General features: G+C 72.7%; 19 protein-coding genes. 15 read left to right on the top strand and 4 right to left on the bottom strand.

What is annotated here, in order from left to right; translation table 11 throughout:
* Positions 1-32 precede the first annotated feature (32 nt).
* On the bottom strand, positions 33-758 hold the full coding sequence (locus tag LQK93_RS05565; protein WP_374970556.1) for a DNA-binding response regulator: 726 nt from the start codon (positions 756-758) through the stop codon (positions 33-35).
* Between the two features lie 66 nt (positions 759-824).
* On the opposite strand from LQK93_RS05565, the gene LQK93_RS05560 reads away from it, so the two are divergent.
* Together LQK93_RS05560 and LQK93_RS05555 are read left to right on the top strand one after the other, a co-directional pair.
* Complete coding sequence (locus tag LQK93_RS05560; RefSeq protein ID WP_374970555.1) at positions 825-1,127, top strand: MoaD/ThiS family protein; 303 nt, start codon at positions 825-827, stop codon at positions 1,125-1,127.
* A 15-nt stretch (positions 1,128-1,142) separates the two neighbouring features.
* Positions 1,143-2,021, top strand: a complete 879-nt coding sequence (locus LQK93_RS05555) for a hypothetical protein (protein WP_374970554.1) — start codon at positions 1,143-1,145, stop codon at positions 2,019-2,021.
* Between the two features lie 76 nt (positions 2,022-2,097).
* On the opposite strand, the gene LQK93_RS05550 is transcribed toward LQK93_RS05555, so the two are convergent.
* A complete protein-coding gene (locus LQK93_RS05550) occupies positions 2,098-2,469 on the bottom strand; it encodes a DsrE family protein (RefSeq protein ID WP_374970553.1) in 372 nt (123 codons plus the stop codon).
* Positions 2,470-2,492: 23 nt separating this feature from the next.
* Here LQK93_RS05550 and LQK93_RS05545 point away from each other — a divergent pair, with 23 nt between their 5' ends.
* The 9 genes from LQK93_RS05545 to LQK93_RS05505 all read left to right on the top strand — a co-directional run bounded on the left by LQK93_RS05545 (position 2,493) and on the right by LQK93_RS05505 (position 9,108).
* Positions 2,493-2,990, top strand: coding sequence for an FABP family protein (locus LQK93_RS05545; RefSeq protein ID WP_374970552.1), 498 nt, complete (start codon positions 2,493-2,495; stop codon positions 2,988-2,990).
* 39 nt (positions 2,991-3,029) lie between these two features.
* A complete protein-coding gene (locus LQK93_RS05540; protein WP_374970551.1) occupies positions 3,030-4,070 on the top strand; it encodes a YgfZ/GcvT domain-containing protein in 1,041 nt (346 codons plus the stop codon).
* 85 nt (positions 4,071-4,155) lie between these two features.
* A complete protein-coding gene (locus LQK93_RS05535) occupies positions 4,156-5,010 on the top strand; it encodes a 3-keto-5-aminohexanoate cleavage protein (protein ID WP_374970550.1) in 855 nt (284 codons plus the stop codon).
* Between the two features lie 110 nt (positions 5,011-5,120).
* A complete protein-coding gene (locus LQK93_RS05530; RefSeq protein ID WP_374970549.1) occupies positions 5,121-5,594 on the top strand; it encodes a helix-turn-helix domain-containing protein in 474 nt (157 codons plus the stop codon).
* Between the two features lies 1 nt (position 5,595).
* The gene (locus tag LQK93_RS05525) at positions 5,596-6,612 is read left to right on the top strand and encodes a hypothetical protein (RefSeq protein WP_374970548.1); all 1,017 of its coding nucleotides are present in this window, start codon (positions 5,596-5,598) and stop codon (positions 6,610-6,612) included.
* A gap of 86 nt (positions 6,613-6,698) precedes the next feature.
* Entirely contained in the window at positions 6,699-7,730 is a 1,032-nt protein-coding gene (locus tag LQK93_RS05520; RefSeq protein ID WP_374970547.1) for an asparaginase, read from the top strand.
* A 33-nt stretch (positions 7,731-7,763) separates the two neighbouring features.
* On the top strand, positions 7,764-8,189 hold the full coding sequence (gene dtd, locus LQK93_RS05515; protein WP_374970546.1) for a D-aminoacyl-tRNA deacylase: 426 nt from the start codon (positions 7,764-7,766) through the stop codon (positions 8,187-8,189).
* Between the two features lie 73 nt (positions 8,190-8,262).
* Complete coding sequence (locus tag LQK93_RS05510; RefSeq protein ID WP_374970545.1) at positions 8,263-8,577, top strand: DUF2516 family protein; 315 nt, start codon at positions 8,263-8,265, stop codon at positions 8,575-8,577.
* A gap of 75 nt (positions 8,578-8,652) precedes the next feature.
* Entirely contained in the window at positions 8,653-9,108 is a 456-nt protein-coding gene (locus LQK93_RS05505; protein ID WP_374970544.1) for a phosphomannose isomerase type II C-terminal cupin domain, read from the top strand.
* A 93-nt stretch (positions 9,109-9,201) separates the two neighbouring features.
* Here the strand turns inward: LQK93_RS05505 and LQK93_RS05500 are convergent, their stop codons facing one another.
* On the bottom strand, positions 9,202-10,005 hold the full coding sequence (locus LQK93_RS05500) for a class I SAM-dependent methyltransferase (protein ID WP_374970543.1): 804 nt from the start codon (positions 10,003-10,005) through the stop codon (positions 9,202-9,204).
* Positions 10,006-10,175: 170 nt separating this feature from the next.
* Here LQK93_RS05500 and mshA point away from each other — a divergent pair, with 170 nt between their 5' ends.
* From mshA to LQK93_RS05485, 3 genes are read left to right on the top strand one after another with little or no spacing between them, the layout of a single operon-like run.
* A complete protein-coding gene (mshA, locus tag LQK93_RS05495) occupies positions 10,176-11,462 on the top strand; it encodes a D-inositol-3-phosphate glycosyltransferase (RefSeq protein WP_374970542.1) in 1,287 nt (428 codons plus the stop codon).
* Entirely contained in the window at positions 11,459-12,028 is a 570-nt protein-coding gene (locus tag LQK93_RS05490; protein WP_374970541.1) for a YbjN domain-containing protein, read from the top strand. The genes mshA and LQK93_RS05490 overlap by 4 nt, the downstream gene beginning before the upstream one ends.
* A 24-nt stretch (positions 12,029-12,052) precedes the next feature.
* Complete coding sequence (locus tag LQK93_RS05485) at positions 12,053-12,796, top strand: phosphoglyceromutase (protein WP_374970540.1); 744 nt, start codon at positions 12,053-12,055, stop codon at positions 12,794-12,796.
* A 203-nt stretch (positions 12,797-12,999) separates the two neighbouring features.
* Here LQK93_RS05485 and phoU read toward each other — a convergent pair whose 3' ends face one another.
* The gene (gene phoU / locus LQK93_RS05480) at positions 13,000-13,722 is read right to left on the bottom strand and encodes a phosphate signaling complex protein PhoU (RefSeq protein WP_374970539.1); all 723 of its coding nucleotides are present in this window, start codon (positions 13,720-13,722) and stop codon (positions 13,000-13,002) included.
* Between the two features lie 224 nt (positions 13,723-13,946).
* Between phoU and LQK93_RS05475 the strand changes: the two genes are divergently transcribed.
* On the top strand, positions 13,947-15,227 hold the full coding sequence (locus tag LQK93_RS05475) for a sensor histidine kinase (protein WP_374970538.1): 1,281 nt from the start codon (positions 13,947-13,949) through the stop codon (positions 15,225-15,227).
* The last annotated feature ends 46 nt before the right edge of the window (positions 15,228-15,273 follow it).

The raw sequence follows: 15,273 nt of genomic DNA, 5'->3' as shown, positions 1-15,273 counted from the left end.
GGGGTCCGGGCCACTCCCGTGTGCGGGGTCGCTCAGGCGCCGGCTCCGGCGCCGGCGCCCTCGGTCGCGGGCTCGGTCGCGGGCGCGCTCGTGCGGTCGGGCACCAGGCGGTAGCCGACGTTGCGCACCGTGCCGATGAGCGTCTCGTGGTCGGGGCCGAGCTTGGCCCGCAGGCGACGCACGTGCACGTCGACCGTGCGGGTGCCCCCGTAGTAGTCGTAGCCCCAGACCTCCTGCAACAGCTGGGCCCGGGTGAAGACCCGCCCCGGGTGCTGCGCGAGGTACTTGATGAGCTCGAACTCCTTGTACGTGAGGTCGAGCGGCTGGCCGCGGAACTTGGCCGAGTAGCTCGCCTCGTCGATCACCAGCTCTCCCGAGGTGATCGGCAGGTCGAGGTCCGGCTCGTCCTGACCCTTGGTCAGGGCCAGGCGCAGCCGGGCGTCGACCTCCGCCGGCCCGGCCGAGTCGAGCAGCACGTCGTCGAGGCCCCACTCGGCAGTCAGGCCGGCAAGGCCGCCCTCGGTGAGGACGGCCAGCAGGGGAGTGGCGATGCCGGTCGTCCGGAGGATCCGGCACAGCGAGCGTGCGCTGGCCAGCTCCCGCCGGGCATCGACGAGAACGACGTCGCACTCGGGCGAGTCCACGAGGGCGGTCGCCTCGGCCGGGAGGATGCGCACCGTGTGGCTGAGCAGGCCCAGGGCAGGCAGCACCTCGGCGCTGGGGGCCAGCGCGTTGGTGAGCAGCAGCAGTCGGGCCATCTCGTGCAGGATAGGCGAGACTGGACAGGGCCGGACCTGACGGCACCAACGATGAGACGGAGAGACATGGCCTCGAGCGCACCCGAGGGGGGCACGGTCGCCACACGGCAGGAGTCGGGGCGTGACGCATCCGCGTGCGTCACCGTTCGCTACTGGGCCGCGGCGCGAGCTGCGGCCGGCACCGACAGCGACTCGCAGGCCGGCGACACCGTGGGGGCCGTCGTGGACGCCGCCGTGCGGTCACACCCGGACCTCGAGCGCGTGGTGCAGGTGGCCAGCTTCCTGCTCGACGGCCGCAAGGTCGGCCGCGACGAGCCGGTTGCGCCGGGGACGACCGTCGAGGTGCTGCCGCCGTTCGCCGGCGGGTGATGCACAATGGCGCCCGTGCCTGAGGATGACGCGGCCCGTCCCGAGCCGAGCACCCGGGAGGGCTCGCACCGCGACACCGCCCGTGAGGGCCGAGGTGCCGTCGTCGCCCCGGGTGGGCCACGCGCTGCATCCGGACTGCACGAGAGCCTGCCAGCCCCGGCCGCTGCGAGCGTCCGCTGGGTCGGCGTCGTCGCAACGCTCGTCGCCGCCGGTGCGCTGCTCGTCGCCCAGCACAGCGGGTATGCCGCCACGCTCGGCGTGACGCTCGTGCTCGCCCTCGCGCTTGCCTGGGGATGGCCGCTGCTGACGGGCTCGTACACGCCGACGGCGACCACTCTCGTGCTCGCCGTCTCGGGCATCGCCATCGTGCTGAGCGCCGTGCGCCAGGACCTGCTCTGGGTGCCGGCTGCCGTGGCGTTCGGGATCGTGCTGTCCTTCTTCGGCCAGCTCGTGCGCCGGTCGGGCCGGGAGGGACTCGTGCTGACGCTGCTCTCGTCCTTCGGTGGCCTCGTAGTCGTCGCCTCCGCCACCTCCGCCGTCGTGGCTGCCAACAGCGACCGGGGCCAGGCGGTCGCCGTGGTCGCGCTCGCGGCAGTCGGCGCGGCCGTCGTCGGCGACCTGCTCGCCGGAGCAAGGGTGCTGGCGCGGGTCCTGCCCCTCCTCGCGCTCGTCGTGGCGGTCGTCGCGGCCCTGGTGGCCGCGGCCCGGGTCGGGCAGGTCGGGGTGCTCGAGACTCTCGCCATCGGCGCGGTCGCCGGAGTGGGGTCGTGGTCGTTCCGGCGCCTCTTCGCACTCGCGCCCGCGACGCTGACGGCTCGCGGCCAGCTCGGCGCTGCCACCGGCTCCGTCCTGGCGGTGGGGGCCGTCATCCACCTCTTCTCGGTCATCACCTGACGACCCGTCCTCAACCGTCGAGAGGCCAGAGCTCGCGGGCCCTCGACCGTCGAGAGGCCAGAGTTCGTGGGTCGGGTCAGTAGACGAGCGCCTGCGCTCCAGGCGTCATGACCTCCTCGACGAAGACGGCTGCGCCCTTGATGACCGCGCCCTCGACCAAGTGCTCCTGCGTCAGGCCGCGCCGCGCCGCGCACTGCGTGCACACGGTGAGCCGGCCACCGGCGAGCACGGCGTCGCGCAGCTCGACGAGCGGGGCGGCATACGGCAGCTCGAACTGCTCGGCCCGCCCGGGGACCGCCATCCACGTCGACTCGCCGGTCAGCCACAACGACACGTCGACGCCGCTCGCGACGGCGGTGGCCGCCACGGTGAAGGCCTGCGAGAGGCGCTCGGGCGCCTCGGTGCCGGCGGTGACCTTGACGACGAGCGCGCGAGCGGGGGAGTCCATGGCCTCAGGCTACGATCGGGCGCATGTTCAACCTCGACCAGGACATCCCGGAGCCGCTGCGACCCCTCGCCTGGCTCATCGGACGCTGGGAGGGCGCCGGGGTGGTGGGCTACCCCACGATCGAGTCGGCGCACTTCGGGCAGGAGGTCGAGGTCACGCACGACGGTCGTGGCTTCCTCAAGTGGGAGAGCCGCTCGTGGATCCTCGACTCGGAGAACGGCGCCAAGGTGCGCCCGTCCGCCGTCGAGTCCGGCTTCTGGCGCCCGCTCGAGAACGGCGAGGTCGAGCTGCTGCTGTCGCACCCGACCGGCATCCTCGAGCTCTACTACGGCAAGATCGAGCCCGCGAAGATCCAGCTCAAGACCGACAGCGTGCTGCGCGCCCCCGGCGCCAAGGAGTACAACGCCGCCACGCGCATGTACGGCCTCGTCGAGTCCCAGCTGATGTGGGTCATGGACATGGCAGCGGTCGGCCAAGAGCTGCAGAGCCACGTGTCCGCCACCCTCAAGCGCGTCGAGTGACGCCGGAATGAGCCGTATGCCGTGGGCGTTCCACCGGGCATGAGTGACGTCGAGCTGCCGACCCGACCGGCGACCAGTCTCCTGCTGTCACGGCCCGGTGCCGTGGCCGGCGAGGCCCTGGAGGGCGGAGTGGCGCTGCACTACGGCGACCCGATGCGCGAGCAGCGCCTGCTCGAGGAGGGGCTCGCCGTCGTCGACCTCTCGCACCGCGACGTCGTCACGGTCACCGGCCCCGACCGCCTCAGCTGGCTGCACTCCCTGACCACCCAGCACCTGCTGGGCCTAGGGCCGCGCCAGTCGCGCGAGGCACTCATCCTCACCCCGAAGGGGCACGTCGAGCACTCGCTGCACCTCGTCGACGACGGCGAGACGACGTGGATCACGACCGAGCCGGGCGCCGGCCCGGCCCTCGCCGGGTGGCTCGACCGGATGCGCTTCATGCTCCGGGTCGAGGTCGCCCTCGTCACTGACGAATGGGCCGTGCTCGGCGAGCCGCACGCGCAGGAGTCCGCCGAGGGCGAGCCGCTGGCGTGGCGAGACCCGTGGCCCGACCTCGTCGGCGACACGACGGCATACGGCCCCGTCGACGACCACCCGGGCAGCGAGCGGTCCTGGCGCGAGGTCATCGTTCCTCGAGCCGACATCGTTGCGGCGGTAGGCGACCGGCCGCTGGCCGGCCTGTGGGCGGCGGAGGCCCTCCGCATCGCGGCCTGGCGTCCGCGCCTCGGCCGGGAGACCGACCACCGTACGATCGTGCACGAGGTGGACTGGCTTCGCACGGCGGTGCACCTGCACAAGGGCTGCTACCGCGGGCAGGAGACCGTCGCGCGCGTGCACAACCTGGGCCGCCCGCCGCGTCGGCTCGTCTTCCTGCACCTGGACGGCTCGGGGCACGTGCTCCCCGCACAGGGCAGTGAGGTCCGCGCCGGCGACCGCGTCGTCGGGCACCTCACCTCCGTCGGCCGCCACCACGTCGACGGGCCCATCGCCCTGGCCGTGGTCAAGCGCAACACCGATCCCACGCTCGAGCTGCTCGTCGACGACCTGTCGGCGGCCCAGACGGTCATCGTCTCGCCGTGACCCCGCCCTGCCGCTGCCCTGCCGCCCGGGGCTGACGCGGTCCCGCCAGCGGCGCGGGAGGCACTGCCGCTGGCAGGATGACGCCATGAGCCCCGCACGCACCGTCGCGAGCACGCTGATCACCGTCGCCCCGACGGGAGCCGAGAGTGCCAAGGCCGAGGTCCCGGCGCTGCCGACGACGCCGGAGGAGCTCGTCGAGACGGCCGTCGCCTGCGAGCAGGCGGGTGCGGCGCTGATCCACATCCACGTGCGTGACCGGGCGCACCAGCCCACGCTCGACCCGGTGCTGCTCAAGGAGGCGGTCGACGGCGTCCGCGAGGCCACCGATCTCGTCGTGCAGCTCTCGACCGGCGGCGCGGTCACCGACCCGCTCGACCAGCGGCTCACCGTCCTCGACGCCGACCCGGACTCCTGCTCCCTCACGTGCGGCACGACGAACTTCGGTGACGGCGTGTTCCTCAACCCGTGGGGCTTCATGGTCGAGCTCTACCGCCAGGCGCAGGAGCGGGAGGTCGTGCCCGAGTTCGAGATCTTCGAGCTCGGCCACGTCCACGCCCTGCGCCGGCTGCTCGACGAGTGCGGTCTCCCTTTCGGGGGCAAGGTGCACGTCGACTTCGTGATGGGCGTACCGGGCGCCATGCCGGGCACGCCGGAGGTCCTGCTCGCCGGGGTTGCGATGCTTCCGGCCGAGGTCACGAGCTGGTCCGCGACGGGCATCGGCCGTGCGCACCTGCCCGTCCTGGCCACGGCCCTCTCCGCCGGCGGTCACCTCCGGGTCGGCATGGAGGACAACCTGATGTATGCCAAGGGCCAGCCCGTGAGCCACAACCGTGAGCTCGTGGCTCGCGCGGCCGAGATCGCGACCCTGCTGCAACGCCCGCCGATGTCGACCACCGAGGCCCGCGCGGCCCTCGCCGTCAAGGACCGCCGCGCTCGCTGAGCCCGACCGGGCCACGCCAGTGGGCGCTTCGTGCGGCATACGGTCGGTGTGGGGCGGGTCACGCTGCCCGCAGTTTGCATTCTGCTTGCTGCAGTTAGCACAATGGAGGCATGAGCAAGCTGCCGCTCCCCGACCTCGGGGCGTATCTGCGCGAACAGCGCGAGAGCGCCCAGCTGTCGCTGCGCCAGCTCGCCGAGATGGCCGGAGTCTCCAACCCCTACCTGTCGCAGATCGAGCGCGGGCTCAAGCGCCCGAGTGCCGAGATCCTGCAACAGATCGCCAAGGGGCTGCAGGTCTCGGCCGAGTCGCTCTACGTCCGGGCCGGCATCCTCGACGAGCGGGTCGCCGACGGCGATCCTGCCGCCGTTCCCGACGTCCTCTCCGCCATCGCCGCGGACCCGGTCCTGACCGACCGGCAGCGGGCGGTGCTCGTCGACATCTACGTCTCGTTCGTCGGGGGCGCGAGCCCGGACACGAACCGAGACGACCGCCCGTCGGCGGCTGCGCCCGCAGCGTCGCGCCGCCGCCCGTCGCGCCGAGCCACCGCGCCGGCCACCCCCGAGCTCAACGAGAAGGAGAACTGAGATGGCACTCACCAAGAAGCTCACCCAGGCCGTCAAGGACGCCCAGAAGCAGGCCGAGGCCGCCGTCGCGGACGTGCGTGGCCAGCTGGGCCACATCGACGGCCGCATGCCCGAGGTCCAGGTCGACCCGACGCCCTTCTACGCCGTGGTCGGTGCCGCCAACATCGCCATCGACACCGTGCGCACCGCGGGCGAGCAGCTCGAGGTCGCGCGCAGGCAGGCCAAGGGCGTCGACCTGCGCAAGGGCGCCGAGCAGGAGGCCAAGGAGCTGCAGAAGGACCTCCAGAAGCGCATTGCCGACCTCCAGAGCCGCACCGCCGAGCTGCAGAAGCTCGCGACGACGTATGCCGAGCGCTTCGTCGCGCAGGCCCAGGAGCTCCCGGCCCGCGTCCTCAACGACGGCCTCGTCATGGCCAGCAACGCCAAGGACCAGTACGACGCCGCCGCGGCGCGCGGCGAGAAGATCGTCACGGACCTCCGGGCCCAGGGAGAGCGCACCGCCTTCGACCTCGCCGAGCGCGGCAGCGCGACGGTGACCCGCGGCCGTCGGGTCGCCGGTACCGCGGTCGCGCAGGGTGGCAAGGTCGCCCAGACCCTGATGGACGTCGTCGCCGACGACGCCAGCAAGCTGGGCTCGCAGGTGGGGGCCTCGGTCGAGGCCGTCGAATCTGCCTCGGCGCCCGTCGAGCCCACGCGCACGGCTGCTCACGAGCAGGCGATCCGGAGGTCGGCGGGCCAGCGGGCCGCCGCCACGCGCAAGGCCAACCAGGTCGAGCGCTCCACGACCCGCAAGGTGGCGGCCCGCAGCTCCGCCACGTCCGACGACCCGCAGGCCACGGCCGCCCGCAAGACGGCTCCGGCCAAGAAGGCCGCCAAGCGGACGACCCGCAAGGCGGTGGCGACAGCAGGCAGCGCCGCCAAGAGCGCGACGAAGAGCACGACGAAGAGCACAAAGAGCACGGCCAAGAAGTCGACGCCGGCGAAGAAGTCCGACACGGACGCCTCTGCCTCGAGCTGACCTCGCGCAGGGCCTTCGGGTCCGACGGGGCCGCCACACCCACGGGGGTGGCGGCCCCATGGCGTCGCTCCGGCATACTGCGGGGCGTGTCGGATCACCTCGCCCCGCCCACGTCCGCCCCCGTCTCCAACCGCACGACCGGGCCGGCGCCCAGCCCGGTCAGCGCGGCACTGGCCGACGCCCCGGTCGTCGCACACGTCCTGCGCGGCGGCTTCGTCGAGTCGGTCCACCACGGCACCGCCGTCGTCACGGCTCCCGACGGCTCGGTCGAGCTCGAGATCGGCGACTCGAGCGGACCGGTCTTCCCGCGCAGCTCCAGCAAGCCGCTGCAGGGCCTCGCCATGGTGCGCAGTGGTTTGCCCACCGACGGTCGCCTCCTCGCCCTGGCGTGCGCGAGCCACTCGGGGGAGGGCTTCCACGTCGAGGCGGCCCGCGAGATCCTCGCCGGCGCCGGACTCACCGAGACGGCCTTGCAGAACACTCCCGACTACCCCTACGACGAGGCCGCGCGCATCGCCTGGATCTCGAGCGGCCGGCCCAAGCAGTCGATCGTGCAGAACTGCTCGGGCAAGCACGCCTCGATGCTGGCGACCTGCGTCGTCAACGGCTGGGACCTCGCCACCTACCGCGACCCGGAGCACCCGCTGCAGCAGGCCGTCCTCGAGACGGTCCGTGAGCTGACCGGCGCCGAGCCCAGCGCCATGGCCGTCGACGGCTGCGGTGCACCCATCCACGCGGTGCCGCTGCGCGCGCTCGCGCTCTCGTTCGGACGACTGGCCGCGGCCACGGAGGGCCCCGAGGCCAAGATCGCGCGGGCCATCCGCGACTTCCCCGAGTACCTCGGCGGGAGCAGCCGCGACGTCACGGCCCTGATCCGCGGGGGCGACGGGCTGGTCGCCAAGGACGGCGCTGAGGCCGTCTACGCCGTCGGCCTCCCGGACGGTCGTGGCATCGCGGTGAAGGTGGCAGACGGCTCGTCCCGGGCCCGCAGCGTGCTGCTCGCGGCCGTGATGCGGCGCATCGGTGTCGGCGGCGACGAGATCCTCGCGACGCTCGAGCGCCAACCCGTGCTCGGCCACGGCCAGCCCGTCGGCGCTGTCGTCGCCGTTGGCGTCTGAGCCGCCGGGCGGCGAAGCGGCCGGAGCGAACCCATGAGGGCAGTGCTGCAGCGCGTCACCCGGGCGCAGGTCGCGGTCGACGGCGAGATCGTCGGGTCCATCGACCGCCCCGGCCTGCTGGCGCTCGTCGGCGTCACGCACGGCGACGGCCCCGAGCAGGTCGAGCGGATGGCGCGGAAGATCGCCGAGCTGCGCATCCTGCGCGACGAGCAGAGCCTGCTCGACGCGCGCGCTCCCGTGCTCGTCGTCAGCCAGTTCACCCTCTATGCCGACACCCGGAAGGGACGCCGGCCCTCGTGGAGCGCCGCGGCGCCCGGCCCCGTGGCCGAGCCGCTCGTGGGCGCCCTGGTCGCCGCGCTGCAGGAGCGCGGTCTGGAGGTCGAGCAGGGCCGCTTCGGGGCCATGATGGAGGTCTCGCTCGTCAACGACGGGCCGGTGACGCTCGTCGTCGACGCCTGAAGCCGCGCCCGACGGCCCGCTTCGCCACCTCGCAGAGCCCGACCGCGACGGCTGTACGGGTTACGCTTTCCCCATGCAGCTCTACTCGGGGTTCCAGAGCATCGTCCTCGTCGTGCTCGGCGTTGTGGCGCTGGGGTGCGAGGTCTTCTCGTTCGTCGACGCGCTGCGTCACCCCGAGGCGGCCTACGTCGCAGCCAGCAAGCGGACACGTACGTTCTGGCTGGTGCTGCTCGGCGTCGCGCTCGCGCTGGGCTTCGTGACGGTCTTCAACCCGCTCAACATCTTCGGGCTGCTGGCCTTCGTCGGCTCCGCGGTCTACCTCGCCGACGTTCGCCCGGCGCTGCGCCAGGTGCGCGGTCTCGGAGGGCGTTCGCACAACGGCTGGTAACACCCACTCTCGCGGTCTGGCTCCGGGCCCTGCCTCGCTAGGGCAGACTGGGGTCTCATCCACGAGGGGGGAACCATGACCCACAGGAACGACGCCACCGTCTCGGCGCTCGAGGCGGAGCTCCACGACCACGACCTGGCCCCGGCATACACGCCCTTGGACTACGACCTGGGCGACCGCAACCCGGCCGAGGACATCTTCGTCGCCGAGCGGCCCTGGGGACAGTTTCAGCAGTTCGTCTCCAACGAGCAGGTGACGGTCAAGATCATCACGGTCCAGCCGGGGCATCGCCTGTCCCTGCAGCGCCACGACCACCGCGGTGAGATGTGGCAGGTGCTCGACGTGCCGATCGACGTCACGGTCGACGACCGCACCTGGTCGGCCCAGCCCGGCGAGACCGTGTGGGTTCCGCGCAACGCCATCCACCGCATGGGCAACTCCGGTGACCGTCCCGGCCGCCTCCTCGAGGTCGGCTTCGGCCACTTCGACGAGACCGACATCGAGCGCCTCCAGGACGACTACGTCCGCTGAGGGCGACCCCGGCCGACACGCCGGACCACCTATGCCGCCGGGGCCGCCCGGCGGCATACCTGTGTCCGGTGACTGCCGCGCCAGACCGGACGGTCAGGCGGCGGTGGCCGGTGCGACGGCCGCCCAGTCCACGGTGAGCTCGCCGAGCCGCCAGCGTGCCGGGCCGTCGAGCACCGGCCAGCTCCGGCGCACCTCGGAGACCGCGGCGAGGAAGCGCTGGCGCGCGCCCCACGAGGCCCGGGGGGCGCTCCTGGCCCAGGCGCGGTCGAGGTCGGCCAGAAAGGCGTGCACCGGCTCGCCGGGCACGTTGCGGTGGATGAGGGCCTTGGGCAGCCGCTCGGCCACGGCGGAGGGGCGTTCGAGCCCGCCCATGCGCAACGAGAGGGTGAGGCTGACCGGACCCGAGGCGTCGACGGCCACCCAGGCGGCGCGGCGGCCGATCTCGTCGCAGGTGCCGTCCACGAGCAGGCCGTCGGGGGCGAGCCGCTCCTGCACCAGCGACCACGCGGCGGGCACCTCGTCCTCGGCGTACTGGCGCAGCACGTTGAAGGCGCGCACCACGCTCGGGCGCACGCCTGCGTCCAGCGGGACCTCGAACCCGCCGCGCCGGAAGCTCAGGCCGTCCCGCTCGAGGGGTTTGGCGGCGGCCACGCGGTCCGGGTCGATCTCGATGCCGACGACGTGCACGTCGTCGCGGACCGCACGGAGCCGCTGGTGCAGCTCGACCGCCGTGATGGGGGAGGCGCCGTAGCCGAGGTCGACGACGACCGGAGGCGCCCCGCTGCGCCGCAGCCGCCAGCCCTGTGGCCCGGCGATCCAGCGGTCGCAGCGCCGCAGCCGGTTGGGGTTGGTGGTCCCGCGCGTGATGCTGCCCACGGGGCGCTGACGGGAAGACACGCCCCGCAGGTTACGTGGAACGCCCCGGTTCGAGGTATTCCGCGGTCCCGGGTGCTCGCGGAATACATCGAATCGGGGGCGGGTTGAGTTCAGGAACGAGCAGGCGAGCAGGTCGAGCAGTCTTGCAGGACGAAGGGATGCCGATGTCGGTCGAGCCGAGGCGCGTGGCCATGATCAGCGTGCACACCTCGCCGCTGGAGCAGCCGGGCACCGGCGATGCGGGCGGCATGAACGTCTACGTCGCCGAGACGGCCAAGCAGCTCGCGGCCCGTGGTGTCGAGGTCGACATCTTCACCCGACGCACGACGGGTGAGACGCCGGTCGAGGCCGAGCTCGTCCCGGGCGTGCGCGTGCGGCACGTGACCGCCGGGCCCTACGAGGGGCTGGCGAAGGAGGACCTGCCCGGGCAGCTGTGCGCCTTCTCGGCCGGCATCATGCAGGCGGGCCTGTCGGTCCCCGAGGACCACTACGACCTCGTGCACTCGCACTACTGGCTCTCCGGCCAGGTCGGCTGGCTCGCCGCCGACCGTTGGCGCGTCGCGCTCGTGCACACCATGCACACGATGGCCCGCGTCAAGAACCTTCACCTGGCGGAGGGCGACCGCCCGGAGCCCCGGGGCCGCGAGATCGGCGAGGTGCAGGTCGTCGAGGCCGCCGACCGCCTGATCGCGAACACCGACGGCGAGGCGCGTGAGCTGATCGAGCTGTATGCCGCCTCGCCGCGTCGCGTGTCGGTCGTGCCCCCGGGCGTCGACCTCGACACCTTCACCCCGGGTGACCGCCTCGCCGCCCGCCGGGAGCTGGGCCTGCCGCTCGACGGCGAGCTGCTGCTCTTCGTCGGCCGGATCCAGCCCCTCAAGGCTCCGGACGTGCTGCTCCGGGTGGCGGACGAGCTGCTGCGCCGGCAGCCGTCGCGGCGCGAACGCCTCACCGTGGCGGTCCTCGGGGGCCCGAGCGGCAGCGGCCTGGACCGGCCGCACGAGCTCGAGGAGCTGGCCCGAGCCCTGGGCATCGACGACGTCGTGCGCTTCGTGCGGCCGGTGCCGCGTCCGGTCCTGGCGCAGTGGTACCGCGCTGCCGACCTCGTCCTCGTCCCCAGCCACTCCGAGTCGTTCGGGCTCGTCGCCATCGAGGCGCAGGCCTGCGGCACCCCGGTCGTCGCTGCGCGCGTCGGCGGCCTGCCGACGGCGGTCGGCGAGGCCGGCGTGCTCGTCGGCGGGCACGCCACCGCCGACTGGGCCGACGCTGTCGGCTCGCTGCTGTCCGACGCGCCTCGTCGGCTGGAGCTGGGCTCAGCTGCGGTCCGGCACGCGGCCCAGTTCGGCTGGGCCGCGACGACGGACCGCCTGCTCGACGTCTACCGTCAGGCCATGACAGAGCGCGCCAACGGCAGCACGGAGTCCGCCCTCGACGAGGCGCCCACCCTGGTCGGCGTCCCCACGGCGGTCATCCCGTGAACGCCCCGCCGGACGAGGACGGCCGGCCCCGCACCGCCCCGCTCGACAGCCAACCCGGCACGAGCCCGGCGGGGGCCGCGGAGGCCCGGCTGACGGCATACCTGCGCTCGGCGGAGCTGGACTGGGAGCTCGGCGGGCGGCCGGGGGAGTACGTCGTCACGCTGCCCGGCGAGAAGAAGCTCAAGACCGTGGTGTCGGTGCTCGTGCGCGACCGGACGACCAGCCTCAGCGCATTCGTCATCCGCAACCCGGACGAGAACCACGAGGCGTTCTACCGCACGCTGCTGCGCAGGAACCTGCGTCTGCAGGGAGTCGCCTACGCGATCGACACCGACGGCGACGTCTACCTGCGTGGAGAGCTCGCGACCGTGGCCGTCGACGCGGAGCACCTCGACCAGCTCTTCGGCGTGGTGCTCGCGGCGAGCGACGACGCCTTCAACGAGCTGCTCGCCCTCGGGTTCCTCGGCTCGATGAAGAAGGAGTGGGCCTGGCGGGTCTCGCGCGGTGAGTCGACCCGCAACCTCGACGCCTTCCGACACCTGCTGGACGACGGCTCGGGGGCCTGAACGGCCCTCGCTAGGCTGGCCGCCATGACCTACACGCTCGTCCTCCTCCGCCATGGCGAGAGCGACTGGAACGCCAAGAACCTCTTCACCGGCTGGGTCGACGTCGACCTCACCGAGAAGGGCCGCGCCGAGGGTGTCCGCGCCGGTGAGCTGCTCAAGGAGGCCGGCATCCTGCCGGACATCGTGCACACCTCGCTGCTGCGCCGGGCCATCACGACCGCCAACGTCTCGCTCGACGTCGCCGACCGCCACTGGATCCCGGTCAAGCGCGACTGGCGCCTCAACGAGCGCCACTACGGCGCGCTGCAGGGCAAGGACAAGAAGCAGACCCTCGAGCAGTTCGGGGAGGAGCAGTTCATGCTGTGGCGCCGCTCCTACGACGTGCCGCCGCCGCCCATCGACGAGAACGACGAGTTCTCGCAGCACGGCGACCCGCGCTACCACGGGCTCGGCCCGGCGATGCCGGCCACCGAGTGCCTCAAGGACGTCGTGACGCGCCTGATGCCGTACTGGGAGAACGAGATCCAGCAGGACCTCGCCGACGGACTGACGGTTCTCGTTGCAGCGCACGGCAACTCGCTGCGCGCCCTCGTCAAGACGCTCGACGACGTCTCCGACGACGACATCGCCGGGCTCAACATCCCCACCGGTATGCCGCTCGTCTACGAGCTCGACGACTCGTTCCGTCCGGTGACCCGGGGCGGGCGCTACCTCGACCCGGAGGCCGCTCGCGTCGCGGCGGAGGCCGTGGCCAACCAGGGCCGCTGACCACACATCCCCGGCACCTTGGCTGGCGCCACCTCGCACCCCCCAACCGTCGAGAGGCCACGACCGGCCCACTGACGACAGTCGAAAGGCCACTTCTCGCTGACGAGAAGTGGCCTTTCGACGTGCTCGGAACGGCCACACGTGGCCTTTCGACGGTGGAGGGGTGCGCCGTCTGCCGCCCCGCGCCGGACGCGGTCAGGCGGTCACAGCGAGGGCGTGGCGCCCCTCTCGAGGGTCGCGATGACGTCCGCGTCCTCCGCGTCCTCGTGGTCGTAGCTGACATCCGCGTCGTACTCGCCGGTCACGAGGTAGACGACGCGACGAGCCACGGAGACCGCGTGGTCGGCGAAGCGCTCGTAGTAGCGGCCGACGAGCGTCAGGTCGAGGATCGAGCTGCGCGACCACGACGTGTTCTCGTCGAGCAGGGCGGCGAAGAGCTCGCGGTGGAGGTCGTCCATCGCGTCGTCGTCCTTCTCGAGGGCGATGGCCGCGGCGACGTCCTTGCTCGCGATGATCGAGCCGCACTTGGCGACGATGGCCTCGGCCACCTGGCCCATCTGCAGGATGTGGGAGCGCAGCTCCGGCGGCACGGCCGAGTCGGGCGTGCGCAGGCGCGCCACCTTGGCGACGTGGCGCGCGAGGTCGCCCATCCGCTCGAGGTCCGAGCTCATGTGCATCGCGGTCACGACGATGCGCAGGTCGGTGGCCACGGGCTGCTGGCGCGCGAGCAGGTCGATGGACAGCTCGTCGAGCTCGATGCGGATGTCGTCGAGCTTGCGGTCGGCCTCGATGACCGACTCGGCGAGGTGGACGTCGGCGTCGAGCAGTGCGGTCGTGGCGCGTGAGATGGCCGATCCCGCGAGCCTGGTCAGCTCGACGAGCTGGTCCGAGATCGTGTCGAGGTCCTCGTGGAACTGGTCGCGCATGGTCTTCCTGTCGGTTGCCGGTCGTGCCGCCGGATGCTGTCGGGTCGCCGCCCGAGGTGCGCGGACGGCATACGCGAGGGGGCGCGGCCCCCTCGCACACGTGCAGAGGTTCGCAGGGTCTCGTGAATGCGCGGGTACGCCAAGGTGAACACTCGGTACGAGTCGCGCACCACGGGCGCCCGCGTGGTCGGTACCAGCCTCGCACCGTGCGTACGCTGAGTGTCGTGGATCCGACGACCGCGGCAACCCTGGGTGGCATTGCCGGCCTCGCTCTCGGTGGCGTGGCCATGGTGGCCGTACGCCTGTCCGACCGCTCCGCGGCTGCCGAGGTCGCTGCCCCGCCGGCCCCGCCACTGCCCCCGGGCGTCGGTGACGTCATCGCGGTGCTCCGTTCGAGCGGCATCGTCGTCGACTCCTCCGACCGGGTCGTCAACAACTCTCCGGCGGCCGTCGCCCACGGGCTCGTCCGCGGTCACGAGCTCGTTCACCCGGAGCTGCTCCACCTGGCGCGAGCCGTCCGCCGCGACGGCGTCATCCGCGAGGTCGAGATGGCTCTCCAGAAGGGCATGGGGGACGGCCGGCTCGTCGTCGCGGCCCGCGTCGCGCCCCTGGGCGCCGACCACGTGCTGCTCCTCGTCGAGGACCGCTCCAAGGCCGCGCGCGTCGAGGAGATCCGTCGCGACTTCCTCGCCAACGTCAGCCACGAGCTGAAGACCCCGGTGGGCGGCATCTCGCTGCTCGCGGAGGCGGTGCTCGACGCCCACGACGACCCGGAGGCCGTGGCGCGCTTCGCCAGGCGGATCAGCGTCGAGTCCGACCGGCTGACCCGCCTCGTGAAGGAGATCGTCGAGCTCTCGCGCCTGCAGGGTGCCGACGTCATCAAGGACCCCGCCCTGGTCGACGTGGGCAGGTGCGCGCGCGATGCGACGGACCGCAGCCGGCTCATCGCCGACGAGCACCGGATCGAGCTCGTGACCGCGCTCGACGACGGGTGCGAGGTGTGGGGCGACGCCGAGCTCGTGACCACGGCGATCAGCAACCTCGTCGGCAACGCCATCGCCTACTCCGACTCGGGGACGCGCGTCGGGGTCATGGTCCGCCGGGGGCGTCCCGGGGTCGTCGACGTCACGGTGACCGACCAGGGCCTCGGGATCGCGCCGGAGGAGCAGCGGCGCATCTTCGAGCGCTTCTACCGCGTCGACACGGCCCGTTCCCGCGCGACCGGTGGCACCGGTCTGGGCCTTGCCATCGTCAAGCACGTCGCCGACAACCACGGCGGCAACGTGTCGGTGTGGTCGGAGCCGGGGCGCGGCTCGACCTTCACCATCGAGCTGCCCGCCGCCAACGCCTCGGGATCAATCGAGCCCGCGGAGCCCCCTGAGCCCGCCGAGCTCCCTGAGCCCGCTGAGCCCCCTGAGCCCCTCGAGGCCGCCGAGCCCGCCGGTCCGAGCACGTATGCCGCCCCGCCGCGCGACACCGACGCGTCCCCGTCCGTGCGCGCCTGAGCCCCACTGACCCCAGCTGAGCAACCCGCCGGCCCCACGCTGGCCC

It is taken from the genome of Terrabacter sp. BE26, from assembly GCF_041941675.1.
GTDB lineage: Bacteria > Actinomycetota > Actinomycetes > Actinomycetales > Dermatophilaceae > Terrabacter.
The sequence above is the reverse complement of the archived record's forward strand: the minus strand, read 5'-3'. Positions and strand labels throughout refer to the sequence as shown.

Bases quoted from the DNA above. Each gene is read 5' to 3' on its own strand.
- LQK93_RS05565 (WP_374970556.1), bottom strand. From the start codon at position 758: ATGGCCCGACTGCTGCTGCTCACCAACGCGCTGGCCCCCAGCGCCGAG.
- LQK93_RS05560 (WP_374970555.1), top strand. From the start codon at position 825: ATGGCCTCGAGCGCACCCGAGGGGGGCACGGTCGCCACACGGCAGGAG.
- LQK93_RS05550 (WP_374970553.1), bottom strand. From the start codon at position 2,469: ATGGACTCCCCCGCTCGCGCGCTCGTCGTCAAGGTCACCGCCGGCACC.
- LQK93_RS05545 (WP_374970552.1), top strand. From the start codon at position 2,493: ATGTTCAACCTCGACCAGGACATCCCGGAGCCGCTGCGACCCCTCGCC.
- LQK93_RS05540 (WP_374970551.1), top strand. From the start codon at position 3,030: ATGAGTGACGTCGAGCTGCCGACCCGACCGGCGACCAGTCTCCTGCTG.
- LQK93_RS05535 (WP_374970550.1), top strand. From the start codon at position 4,156: ATGAGCCCCGCACGCACCGTCGCGAGCACGCTGATCACCGTCGCCCCG.
- LQK93_RS05530 (WP_374970549.1), top strand. From the start codon at position 5,121: ATGAGCAAGCTGCCGCTCCCCGACCTCGGGGCGTATCTGCGCGAACAG.
- LQK93_RS05525 (WP_374970548.1), top strand. From the start codon at position 5,596: ATGGCACTCACCAAGAAGCTCACCCAGGCCGTCAAGGACGCCCAGAAG.
- dtd (WP_374970546.1), top strand. From the start codon at position 7,764: ATGAGGGCAGTGCTGCAGCGCGTCACCCGGGCGCAGGTCGCGGTCGAC.
- LQK93_RS05510 (WP_374970545.1), top strand. From the start codon at position 8,263: ATGCAGCTCTACTCGGGGTTCCAGAGCATCGTCCTCGTCGTGCTCGGC.
- LQK93_RS05505 (WP_374970544.1), top strand. From the start codon at position 8,653: ATGACCCACAGGAACGACGCCACCGTCTCGGCGCTCGAGGCGGAGCTC.
- mshA (WP_374970542.1), top strand. From the start codon at position 10,176: ATGATCAGCGTGCACACCTCGCCGCTGGAGCAGCCGGGCACCGGCGAT.
- LQK93_RS05485 (WP_374970540.1), top strand. From the start codon at position 12,053: ATGACCTACACGCTCGTCCTCCTCCGCCATGGCGAGAGCGACTGGAAC.
- phoU (WP_374970539.1), bottom strand. From the start codon at position 13,722: ATGCGCGACCAGTTCCACGAGGACCTCGACACGATCTCGGACCAGCTC.